Origin of the sequence: Suipraeoptans intestinalis, assembly GCF_009696485.1 — a bacterium.
Classification (GTDB): domain Bacteria; phylum Bacillota; class Clostridia; order Lachnospirales; family Lachnospiraceae; genus Suipraeoptans; species Suipraeoptans intestinalis.
The window spans coordinates 404,603-416,647 of sequence record NZ_VULY01000018.1; the positions used below are offsets into that span (position 1 = coordinate 404,603).

A 12,045-nucleotide genomic window follows, 5' to 3' on the forward strand; every position below is an offset into this window, starting at 1 on the left:
TTAACGCAAATCTTTTGCATAATCCTGCGCTGCAGACACATTATACCCCTCTGCCCGTAATATGCTGTTCTGATTTGCTCCTTCTTCTAATTTTCGAAACTTCTCCTGGTTTCTCAGTCTTTCTTCCTGTATGGTACCATCCAGATCCATTCCTATACTTTCTGTATCTCCTGTCTCTCCCGGGCTTTCTACTTCTCTCCGCTGGTATTCTGTCACATACACCGCTGCATATGCCGCGAAATATTCAGAAACTTCATCGGAAATGGCCGGCACTTCGTTATACAAAATAGCATACATAAAATCTACATACGCTTTGGAATGTAGCGGAATATTTAAATGTCTCTCCTGAATCAACTGTAATATCTCTGCCTCAACTTCTCCAAACGTAACCGTCTCATCAAAACCTTGTGGCAATATTCTACTTTCGTAAATCTCTTCTTCCGATGCAGAGCTATTGCCTGCCAAAAACACCACAAGCATCAAAATCAGCCCTGCATGCATACATCTCTTTCCCACTTGCTTCTTCCTCCTTTTTTCCTTTCTCTACTCAGTAATAAGTAGTAGGGATACATTTTCCGGCTAACTTCTCTTCCATTTCAAGCTTCAACTTTGCTGTGTTCTTCATTGATTAAAATATATAATTATTTTTTGTCAATCTTTTGACTTTTCTTTGGCAGAGCAAAAAAGGGACTCCTGCGAATTGCCAATTCTGGTCTATTCACTGGGAATCCCTGATTTTAAGTCCGTTTCTATCCTCTTATTTCTGCGTTCCCGACTGCAGCGCCGATCTCTCCCTCTGTCCTGCATGAGAGGGCAGATGCAACGTCTGCCATTACAGGGAAGCTGCCTTCATCTCTTCCCGAACCTCCATAAAGCACTTCAGGATAAAGTCGATGTCCTCCTTCGTGTGGCTTGCGCACACCTGGGTACGGATCCTTGCCTTCCCCTTCGGAACGACCGGATATGAGAATGCCACTACATACACTCCCTTTTCCATCATTCGTTTAGCAAATTCTGCCGCCGTCTTTTCATCATAAATCATGACAGGCACACAGGGGTGCGTTCCCTTGATAATATCGAACCCGTTCTTTTCCAGTTCCTCTCTGTAATATTTTGTAACCTCTTCCAGATGATCCCTGAGAGAGGTGCTTTCTTCCAGCATATCCAGAAGCTCAATGCTGGCTCCCGCAATGGCCGGAGCCAAAGAATTGGAGAATAGATATGGACGGCTTCTCTGGCGGAGAAGATCAATGATCTCCTTCCTGCCTGACGTATATCCGCCTGACGCTCCTCCCAGCGCTTTCCCAAGGGTTCCGGTAATAATATCCACTCTGTCCTGCACGCCGCAGTATTCCGGCGTTCCTCTACCCGTCTTTCCTACAAATCCTACCGCGTGGCTGTCGTCTACCATCACCAGCGCGTCATACTTATCCGCCAGGTCGCAGACTCCTTTCAGGTTACAGATGATCCCGTCCATGGAGAAGACTCCGTCGGTAGCGATCAGCTTGATCCTTGCCCCTGCCGCATCTGCTTCCTTCAGCTTCTCTTCCAGATCTGCCATGTCGTTGTTCTTATAGCGAAAACGCTTTGCCTTGCACAGACGGACCCCGTCAATGATGGAAGCATGGTTCAGCTCGTCGCTGATCACCGCATCCTCCGCCGTCAGAAGGGTTTCAAACAGACCTCCGTTTGCGTCAAAACAGGAAGAATACAAGATGGTATCTTCTGTTCCCAAAAACTCTGACATCCGTCTTTCCAGTGTCTTGTGGATATCCTGTGTCCCACAGATAAAGCGCACGGAAGCTACGCCGTACCCCTTCTCGTCATAGGTACGCTTCGCCGCCTCGATCAGTCTGGCATTGTTCCCCAGTCCCAGATAATTGTTGGCGCACATACAAAGCAGTTCCCTTCCGTCCTCCATCCGTACGCGGGAGCCCTGCGGAGATACAAAAGGCGCCTCTCCCTTAAACAGTCCTGCTTCTTTGATCTCTTCTACCGTCTTTGCATAAAGATTTAATATTTCTGCCTTATTTGCCATGATTTGTCTTCCTCTCTTTTCTTTCTCCTTAGTCATGCAGATGTGTCCAGTCCAGCACTACCTTCCCGGACTGTCCGGAGATCATTGCTGCAAATCCTTTTTCATAGTCCCGCACGTCAAATCTGTGGGTAATGATCTCGTGTATATCCAGTCCTGCCTGGATCATCGTAGACATCTTGTACCAGGTATCCCACACCTTTCTTCCATAGATTCCGCGGATATTCAGTCCGTTAAAGATCACCGTCTCCAGATCCACCACTGCATCTGTCCGCTGCAATCCCAGAAGTGCAATGTTTCCGCCATGCTTCATGTTGTGGATCATGTCGTTTAATCCTGCCTGGGATCCGGACATTTCCAATCCCACATCAAACCCTTCCTGCATACCGATCTCTTTCATAACGTCCTGCAGCTTTTCTTCTTTCAGATTTACCGTTCTGGTAGCGCCCAGCTTCTTAGCCAGATCCAGACGGTAAGGATTCAGATCTGTTACCACGACATGCCTTGCTCCGGAAAACTTTGCAATAGCAGCCGCCATACAGCCAATGGGACCCGCTCCGGCCACAAGTACGTCTTCTCCCAGCATATCATAGGACAGCGCCGTATGGGTGGCATTGCCGAAGGGATCGAAAATCGCATACATTTCCTCCGGAACGTTAGGGTTGCACGGCCAGACGTTACAGGACGGAATCACCAGATATTCCGCAAAAGCCCCGTTCCGGTTGACTCCCACTCCCTTTGCGCTGCGGCAGTTTTCCTTGTGCCCCTCCAGGCAGTTCCGACATTTGCCACAGGTGATATGTCCTTCTCCCGATACCAGATCTCCCGGTTTAAATCCTCTGACTGCGCTTCCTACTTCCACCACTTCTCCCACATACTCATGACCGACTGTCATTCCGATGGGGATGGTATTCTGCGCCCACTCATTCCACTCATAAATATGTACGTCCGTCCCACAGATAGCCGTTTTTCTGATCTTGATCTTGACGTCGTTTTCCTTGACTTCCGGCACCGGAACCTGTTTCATCCAAAGGCCCTTTTCTGATTTTTCTTTCACCAGCGCCCACATTAAGTCTTTTGTTTCCACACTCATTTTGTCTCCTCCCTGACTTCCTGCAGAGGTTTTCCTTTATCGTCCCCTGCTTTTACATTTTCTTCGTCCATTATACCATACTCCCGCTTTTTGAGAAGAAAATTTCACAGGAAATTGACAAAAAAACAGCAGATTTTTGTCAATCTGCCGTCTTTTTCATTTCTCTTGTACTTTTTTCCTAAACGATCAGCATGGCGTCTCCAAAGGAAAAGAACCGATATTCCTCCCTGACAGCCTCCTGATACGCCCGAAGTACCTGGTCTTTTCCTGCCAGCGCCGAGATCAGCATGATCAAAGTGGATTCCGGCAGATGAAAATTTGTCACCAGCCCATCCAATACCTGAAAGGTGTATCCGGGATAAATGAAAATATCTGTCTCTCCCTTTCCCGGTCGGACCTTTCCTCCTTCTGCCGCCGATTCTATGGTCCTGCAGCTGGTGGTTCCCACACAGATCACCCTGCCGCCTCTTTCCTTGGCTTCATTGATGGCCTGTGCAGCCTCCCGGCTGATCTCATATGTTTCCGCATGCATGTGATGTTCCAGAATATTGTCTACTTTTACCGGCCGGAAGGTTCCCAGTCCCACATGAAGCGTTACCCTGGCAATGGTTACGTTCTTTTCCCTGATTTTTTCCAAAAGCTCAGGAGTAAAATGCAGACCCGCCGTAGGTGCGGCTGCCGAACCGGTATGTCTGGCATATACCGTCTGATAGCGGTTTTTGTCCTCCAGCTTGTGCGTGATATAGGGCGGCAGGGGCATTTCTCCCAGCTGATCCAGCACTTCCTCAAAAATCCCCTCAAAGGAAAATCGGATCAGCCGGTTGCCCTCTTCTGCCACGTCGATGATCTCTCCCGTCAACAGATTTCCGCCAAACTCGATCACTGCTCCCGGTCTGGCCTTTTTCCCCGGTTTTACCAGAACCTCCCAGACGTCTTTGGATTTTCTTTTTAACAGCAGAACCTCTACGTGCCCTCCTGTCCCTTTTTTCTGTCCCAGCAGCCTTGCCGGAATCACCTTCGTATCGTTGATCACCAGACAGTCGCCTGCCTCCAGATAGGATAAAAGATCCGGAAATTTTTTGTGAGAAGTCTCCCCCGTCTTTTTGTCCAGCACCAGAAGCCTGGAATCCGAGCGGTTCTTCAGGGGATCCTGTGCAATAAGCCGTTCCGGTAATTCATAATAAAAGTCCTGACGCTTCATAGAGCCTCCTCTTTGATCTGTATTGTTTCTCCTGCTTGTTTTTCTTTCTTTTTTTCATTTTGCATCGACGCCATCTCTTCTCTCACCGGTTTCCTGCAGCTTGACAGCGATTTTCTGCGCGGCTTTACCGCAATCGCTGCAAGCCTTCTCATACGGCTTTGAGGTCGCTTTTGGCCGTCTCTTCTGCCGCTTTACAGCGTCTATTTTCGCAGTTCCACGCCAATTTCTTCCAACTGGCTTAGGATCTTCTCCATTGCTGTCGATACTTCCGCCTCTTCCAGTGTCTTATCCTTTGCCCGGAAGGTAATGGAGTAGGCCAGAGACTTGCAGCCCGGCTTGATCTGAGATCCCTCATACAGGTCAAACAGGTGGTAGCTCTCCAAGTACCTTCCTCCCTGTTTTTCTATGATCTCTTCGATTTCTCCTGCCAGTATCTTCTTGGGTACCAGGATACTGATATCCCTGGTCATTGCCGGAAATCTTGCAATACCGGTATATTTTCGCTCAAAGGTTGCCTCTTTTACCACCTCCGGCATATCCAGGACTGCCACATACGCTCTCGTCCCGATGCCATAGGTTTCTGCCACCTCCGGATGTACCTCTCCCAGATATCCCAGTTCTCTTTCCCGGTATAGCAGCTTTGCCTGCCGTCCCGGATGAAGGAAGGGTTTTCCGGCCTCCGGCTGGAAGGAAAGCTTTTGATCCAATCCCACCTTCTCCAAAAATTCTTCCACCACACCTTTCATCGTGTAAAAATCTCCCTCCCCGTACATACCCAGGGTAAACTGCATCCGTTCCTCCGGCAGTTCTGTCAGGGGAAGTTCTTTCGGCAGATAGATATTTCCCAGTTCATACAGGCGAACATCCTTGTTTCTGCGGTTATAATTGGTTGCCAGAGAGGTCAGCATCCCATTTAGCGGAAGGGTTCTCATAATGCTGTAATCCTCTCCCAGCGGATTTAAGATCTCCACTGCTCTTCTCCCCGCATCATCCTTTTCCAGCCTTAACCGGTCAAATACCTTGGGACTTTCAAAAGAATAGCACATTCCCTGATGGAAGCCGCAGTACTCTGCCATATCCCGTGCAATCTGCTCGATCCGCAGCTTAAACGGAAGCTTGCCTGTCGTCGCCTCTCCTCTTGGGAGGGTGGTGGGAATATTGTCATACCCAAAGAACCTTGCTACCTCCTCTGCCACATCGGCGCTGCGCAGGATATCCTGGCGGAAGGTAGGCGCTACGATCTCTTCCGTTTCCGAATCCAGGCGCAGTTCCACTCTTTCCAGATAAGCCAGCATTTCTTCCCTGGTCAGGGAAGTTCCCAGCAGCCGGTTAATGCTGTCAGGCCGGAAAGGAACCCGGACTTCTTCTCTTTTCCGGGGATAAACATCCACGGCGCCTCCCACCACTTCTCCTGCTCCCATCTCTTCCAGAAGCTGGCAGGCACGATCCATGGCTGCCATGGCGTTATTGGGATCCAATCCCTTTTCAAATTTTCCGGACGCATCTGTCCGAAGTCCTACTTTTTTTCCGGATTTCCGGATATTGGTTCCATTAAAATTGGCTGCCTCCAGCAGAACAGTCTGTACGTTCTCCGTGATCATGGAATTTTCCCCTCCCATGATCCCTGCGATCCCAATGGATTTTTCTCCGTCACAGATCATCAGAACGGAAGGATCCAACTTTCTTTCCTGCCCGTCCAGGGTCACAAACGTTTCTCCTTCCTCTGCCCTTCTTACCACGATCCTTCTTCCTGCAATGGTATCCAGATCATAGGAATGCATCGGCTGTCCGTACTCTTCCATCACGTAATTGGTAACATCCACCAGATTGTTGATGGGGCGGATCCCCACTGACGCCAGCCTTCTTTGCATCCAAACCGGAGAAGGCCCTATTTTTACATTCTTTACCACTCTGGCGCAATATCTGGGACACAGCTCCTCTTCCCTGACCTCCACCGTAATATACTCGTTTGCATCTTCTTCATTTCCGGTGGGCGTCACCTGCGGCGGACAAAAGCTGCATCCAAAAGTAGCCGCCGCCTCTCTTGCGATCCCGGTCACACTGAAGCAATCCACACGGTTGGAAGTCACTTCATACTCAAACACCACGTCCCGAAGGCCCAGCAGCTCCACTGCGTCCTCTCCCGCTTTGGCATCCTCCGGGAAAATATAGATCCCGTTTTCCGGAGCTTCCGGATACATTTCCCTGGTTGCTCCCAGCTCCTCGATGGAGCACATCATCCCGAAGCTTTCTACGCCTCTCAGTTTTCCTTTTTTGATCCGGATTCCATTTGATTCCGCCCCTTTTTGATGTCCTGCCGCCACTGAACCTCCGTCCAGAACTACCGGAACCTTATGGCCTTCTCTCACGTTGTCCGCCCCTGTTACGATCTGGACGGTCTGCTCTCCCACATTGACCTGACATACTATCAGCTTGTCGGCGTCGGGATGTTTTTCAATAGACAGAATCTCTCCTACTACGATCTTCTCCAGATGCGCATCCATCTGCCGGTATCCTTCTACCTTTGTCCCTGAAAGTGTCATTGCATCCGTATATTCCTGTGCCGTTACAGCAAGGTCCGGCACATATGCTTTTATCCATGATAATGATGTATTCATTTTGATCCTCCTCTTTTCTGGTCTGTTTCTTTACTTTTTGGCCCGGTCGGCCGGGAGCCGCCTTTTGTCTGACGGCAACCCTGTTTCCCTGCCCGGCCGGCTGTCCTGTTTAAAACTGCTTCAAAAATCTTACGTCATTTTCATAGAGCAGACGCATATCATCAATCTCATATTTCAACAGTGCGATCCGCTCCAGTCCCACACCAAAAGCAAATCCTGTATATTCCTCTGGATCAATTCCGCACATTTCCAGCACTCTGGGGTGTACCATTCCACACCCTAAAATTTCAATCCAGCCTGTCCCTTTACAGAACCGGCATCCCTTCCCCTTACATTTGAAGCAGGTCACATCCACCTCTGCGCTTGGCTCTGTAAACGGGAAATGGTGGGGGCGGAATTTGGTCTTTGTGTCCTCCCCAAACAGCTCTTTTGCAAAGACTTCCAGCGTTCCCTTGAGATCGGAAAAGGAGATCTGTTTGTCGATCACCAGTCCTTCGATCTGATGGAAGGAAGGAGAATGGGTAGCGTCCACCTCATCGGAGCGGAACACTCTTCCCGGTGCGATAATACGGATCGGCGGCTTTTCTTTTTCCATCACACGCGCCTGTACCGGAGAAGTCTGGGTCCGCAAAACGATATCCTTTGTGATATAAAAGGTGTCCTGCTCATCCTTTGCCGGATGATCTGCCTCAATATTCAGCTTTTCAAAATTGTACAGGTCATACTCTATTTCCGGGCCTTCCACCACTTCATAGCCCATTCCCACAAAGATCCTCTCCACCTCTTCCAAGGCGATCATGTTGGGATGGCGGTGGCCGATCTGCTGCTTTTTGGACGGCAGGGTCACGTCGATCACTTCCTGTCTCAGCTTCTCCTCCAGCATAACCTTATCCATTTTTTTCTTTGTTTCTTCCAGAAATGCCTCGATCTCCTCCCGCACTTCGTTGATCATCTGACCCACCTGCGGTCTCTCCTCCGGCGGCACGTCCTTCATTCCTTTCAGCACCGTCGTCAATTTTCCCTTTTTTCCCAAAAATCTTACCTTGGCGTCATTTAAGGTACCCGGCACATCCGCCGCCTCGATCATCCTCATTGCATCCTCTCTGATCTGTTCCAGCATTTCTTTCATAATGTTTCCTTCCTTCCACTTTCCATGAATTAGGGTTCTCCCCGTTTTCTCCCATTTTCCTTGCTATCAGTCTTTATTTCACAGGATGTACTTTTCTATAAAACAAAAAATCCCCATCCCTGAAAAGGGACGAGGCTCACCCGCGATACCACCCTGATTCCCGCAATTATCTGCGGACACTCCAATCTGCGTAACGTGCAGTCTGCGTCATCTCTTACTGTATCGGTTCGGAGATGCGGCTCAGGTGGGAACTTGGATCATCATCTGAACCGAAAAGAACTTCCAGCCAATGGTTCCTTCTCTCTGTCGGAAAATGATTCTCTACTAACACCGTCTTTGCCTTTTATGATTCCTACTCATTGTACCACAAAGTCTTTTTCTGTCAAGCCGGATTTTCCTCTCCTTCGGGACTCTCTTTCGGGTACTCATTTTCCCTTTTTTTCGAAGAAGTCATTCCCTCTCCGGACAGGTTTCCTCTGCTACATGAGCGTTTTATTCCCCCTGGGCGGAAGCGTCCTTCTCTTTTCCCTTTCTCTCCTGCAGCACCCGGTTCAGATTTCCGCCCAGCAACACGCAATACATACAGAAATACATCCAGAGCATGATCAGAACGATCGTTGCCAGGCTGCCGTACATATCTGAAAACCCTTTAAAAATGTCCAGATACATGGAAAACACCCAGGACACTGCCATCCAGCCTGTGGCTGCCGCAAAGGCCCCCACGATCTGTTCCCGGATCCTGTGCTTTTTATTGGGTAAAAATTTGTAGATCATAAGAATAAACAGGATCAGCACCGGAAATGTAATCACTTCTCTCAGTTGGATCCACTTCGTTGCCATCCGTTCCATGACCGGTACATGCTCCTGTACCACCATCTGCAAAAGATTTCCAAATACTCCCAGTACCAGAAGGGAGATAATGACCAGCAGGAAAAAAATCGTATAGATGGTAGAGCGGATCCGAATCACCACATAATTCCTGGTTTCCCGGCACCGATAGACCCCGTTCAGCCCTGTTGCCATGGCCATGACTCCCTTGCCCGCCGACCACAACGCTACCAGCACCGTCAAAGGGATGATGGCTCTGGAACGGTTGTATACCTGATTGATGATAGAAGTGATCATCGTGTGGACGGAGCTGGGAAACACCTGCATGGCCGCCGTCATCACGTCCGCTTTAGTTACCGGCGTATACTGCACCATCGTGATCATCAGCAGTAAAATAGGGATCAGACACAGCATAAAAAAATAGGCAGACTGCGCGGCATAAGCTCCCACATGATTGTCTGCAATTTCCCGGGCGATCCCATCCAACTTTTCCAGCAGCCTGTTCCATACCTTCATGTCTGTTCTCCTCTCCCGTCTTCTCCTCATAGGAAAAGACAGCCAAACGACTGTCTTTTTCTTGTTTGTATCCCGAAATGCCGGTTCCTGTATTTTGACTCCTAGCTGGCGCCAGGTGGGTGTCCGCATCTGATTTTCTGTCTTCCACTGCAAAATCGGAGGCCTGACATATTACAGAGATATAAGAGTCCCGTTTAAAGTAATGTAGGTTCAAAATAACAGGAGTATCGCGCACCCCAGGTTCGTACCCTCAGTATATAATATTTTTACAAATTTGACAAGCCTTTTACAGGTCGGCCACCGGCAGGTCAAATTAAGCCAGTTCTTCCACCAGTTTTTTCAGTGCCTCCACTGCTTCCTGCGGGAGCTTGTCATAGCCGCCTTTTGCTTCTGCAAAACGCTCTACTTCGTTGACACGATCCTGCATCCGTGCTTTCAACTGCTCCCTGTAGGATGCATCTTCCAGATCCGGAACAAATCCTTCCCAGTCCATGATCTCAATGTCGGAGAAGGGGCCCCACTGTTTGAACTCTGCCTTCTTTTCCACGATCGCCTCCAGGATTCCCAGCGTGTCTGCCGGTTTTACCTTTTTGCCCATGAAGTCTCCTGTATTGATGATGTAGCAGTCTACCTGCTTTTCCTCTACCAGTTTTTTAAATTTCTCGTAGTCATTGACCAGCGGATATGTCCGGAAAGGATTCGCATAAGGCACCACCACCAGCTTATTGGGATCTACTCCCGGCGCCAGACGCTCTGCGGAAGAACGCTTGGTTGCCAGCGTTGCTCCCATGACAGACGCCAGCGCTGCTCCTTTTAATTTCACTACCGGCGGGATCGTAGGATCCTTCATGATCCAGAAGATCGCATTGACCGGAGCTTCGATCTTGTCCACACGGTTCGGAGACCACAGCTTGGACTTGATGGCACGTCCGTTTCCGTTACGGATATCTTCTGTAACCAGCTGCACCTTTCCGTCCTCGTCCAGCGTTGCCGAACAGTTCTGCGCAGTCAGAAGGTATTGATTATCCGGGCATCCCGTAGGATAGTCGGAGGTTTTGTCAAAGTAGGTCGGCTCAATGGCGATGGAAGCACAGGTGTCTGTATTGATGATAAATGCATCGTCATGCAGCACCTTGATCTCATATTTTCCACCGTGCTTTGCATGGGTCAGAGTGGATTTTCCGGATCCGGACAGTCCGTAAACGGAAGCTACAAACTTGGATCCGTCTGCCAGCAGATACTCTTTCTGTCCGCCGTGACAGGAAGCATATCCGTTTCTGTTGGCGATGGCCCATACCATGGTAAGGGTTCCCTTCTTGTGCTCTCCAAAGTAACGCATTCCCAGGATACATGCACAGTTTTGATCTGTGTTAAAGTAGCACAGGGTCTTGGGGTCGCTCAAACAGTCAAAGCTCACTCCCGGATTCTCCTCCGGCGTCCACTGCGGGTCTGAGAAAATATAAATATCCGGCTCTTTTCCATCTCCGATCAGCTTGGATTCTTTGTACATCTTCACGTACTCATCGGACATATACTGGAAGTTCAGCATCCAGGAATACATGATGTTTTCTTCTCCCTCCGGGATCAGAAGATGAACTCTTACCATAAATTCGGGATCCAGGCCTGCGTATACCGTTGCATGGTACATCGTCTTCCAGCGGGAGGTATAGATCGCATCCATTGCCACTTTGTCCAACGCCTCGCAGTCCACTCCCGGTTCTCCTGCGATCCTTCTTGCCGCAGCATAACGGCCGGTAATAGCGCCGTCGTTAAACAACAATACCTTGGCGTCCCGGTCAAGACCGAACTCTTCTCCTCTATATACTGGCATATCCGTAACGATCGTACCCGGCGAATTTTTCGCCAGCTCATATGCCTCCTTCAGTGTCTCCACTTTTACTACATTGTTTCCATAAAACGCAGCCTCGATGATAGAACGGGTTTTGGAAAACCCAGTCTTTCCCGCACCGATCTCGCTGATTGGATAATACGCTTTTGTAGCCATAGACCTTCCTCCTTCAAAGTTCAAAATTTTTTTCATTATGCCACTTTTCTCCGGAAAAGTCAACGATTTATCAAAAATTTAACAATATTTTTGAAGGTTTTTCTCTTCTATTATTCAGTTTCTGCGTTTCGTTTTTCCTCTAAAACATAAAAATGCAGGATTTTCATTCTGATCCTGCATTTTTATGTTTATTCTTTTCTATACGCTCGTCCGACCCTGTCATTTCCCGCCGTAAAACTTCTTTGCTTCGTCATCTCCCCGGATCCGTCTAAAAATATTTTCGGTTCGTTTTTCCCAGGCAGATGGTAAACGCTCCAAGGCCCACCATGCAAAGAACCAGCATGACTCCTAAAAGCCTGCCTCCCTGCCCTGTAAATGCGTGAAACAGTTCCACTGCCCCATACACCAGTAAAAGCACTCCCATCCCTCCCATGGGCAGCAGCATTTCCTTGATGTACTGCTCTTTGTTTCTGCAATTGTCAGGATTTGTGCCTTTGGGCAACAGGATACTGTGGCTGATCCTTCCCTTAAATTTCATATTGTAAAAGCTGACCATCCAGTAAGCGCTGCAGGCTACCGCCAATATTCCGTACAATTCTTTCATCTTTCTGCTTTCCATC

Annotated in this window: 9 protein-coding genes, 1 other RNA gene and 1 other annotated feature; all 10 genes read right to left on the minus strand. The window is 48.9% G+C overall.

What is annotated here, in order from left to right; genetic code table 11:
- The 10 genes from FYJ34_RS02565 to FYJ34_RS02610 all read right to left on the minus strand — a co-directional run bounded on the left by FYJ34_RS02565 (position 1) and on the right by FYJ34_RS02610 (position 12,029).
- A complete protein-coding gene (locus tag FYJ34_RS02565) occupies positions 1 to 516 on the minus strand; it encodes a hypothetical protein (RefSeq protein WP_154476001.1) in 516 nt (171 codons plus the stop codon).
- Between the two features lie 316 nt (positions 517 to 832).
- Entirely contained in the window at positions 833 to 2,038 is a 1,206-nt protein-coding gene (locus FYJ34_RS02570) for a glycine C-acetyltransferase (protein WP_154476003.1), read from the minus strand.
- Positions 2,039 to 2,066: 28 nt separating this feature from the next.
- Entirely contained in the window at positions 2,067 to 3,128 is a 1,062-nt protein-coding gene (tdh, locus tag FYJ34_RS02575) for an L-threonine 3-dehydrogenase (RefSeq protein WP_154476005.1), read from the minus strand.
- 178 nt (positions 3,129 to 3,306) lie between these two features.
- Positions 3,307 to 4,329, minus strand: coding sequence for a tRNA preQ1(34) S-adenosylmethionine ribosyltransferase-isomerase QueA (gene queA / locus FYJ34_RS02580; RefSeq protein WP_154476007.1), 1,023 nt, complete (start codon positions 4,327 to 4,329; stop codon positions 3,307 to 3,309).
- A gap of 200 nt (positions 4,330 to 4,529) precedes the next feature.
- The gene (gene pheT, locus FYJ34_RS02585; protein ID WP_154476009.1) at positions 4,530 to 6,947 is read right to left on the minus strand and encodes a phenylalanine--tRNA ligase subunit beta; all 2,418 of its coding nucleotides are present in this window, start codon (positions 6,945 to 6,947) and stop codon (positions 4,530 to 4,532) included.
- Positions 6,948 to 7,056: 109 nt separating this feature from the next.
- Positions 7,057 to 8,076 (minus strand): phenylalanine--tRNA ligase subunit alpha, encoded by a 1,020-nt coding sequence (gene pheS / locus FYJ34_RS02590; protein WP_154476011.1) that lies wholly within the window; start codon positions 8,074 to 8,076, stop codon positions 7,057 to 7,059.
- Positions 8,077 to 8,198: 122 nt separating this feature from the next.
- Positions 8,199 to 8,422, minus strand: a binding site (T-box leader).
- A gap of 146 nt (positions 8,423 to 8,568) precedes the next feature.
- Positions 8,569 to 9,420, minus strand: coding sequence for a YihY/virulence factor BrkB family protein (locus tag FYJ34_RS02595; protein WP_154476013.1), 852 nt, complete (start codon positions 9,418 to 9,420; stop codon positions 8,569 to 8,571).
- Positions 9,421 to 9,485: 65 nt separating this feature from the next.
- Positions 9,486 to 9,666: non-coding RNA, 6S RNA (ssrS, locus tag FYJ34_RS02600), on the minus strand.
- Between the two features lie 67 nt (positions 9,667 to 9,733).
- Positions 9,734 to 11,425 carry a phosphoenolpyruvate carboxykinase (ATP) gene (locus FYJ34_RS02605; RefSeq protein ID WP_154476015.1) on the minus strand — a complete coding sequence of 564 codons (1,692 nt, stop codon included), beginning with the start codon at positions 11,423 to 11,425 and terminating at the stop codon, positions 9,734 to 9,736.
- Positions 11,426 to 11,693: 268 nt separating this feature from the next.
- The gene (locus FYJ34_RS02610) at positions 11,694 to 12,029 is read right to left on the minus strand and encodes a hypothetical protein (protein WP_154476017.1); all 336 of its coding nucleotides are present in this window, start codon (positions 12,027 to 12,029) and stop codon (positions 11,694 to 11,696) included.
- Between the last annotated feature and the right edge of the window lie 16 nt (positions 12,030 to 12,045).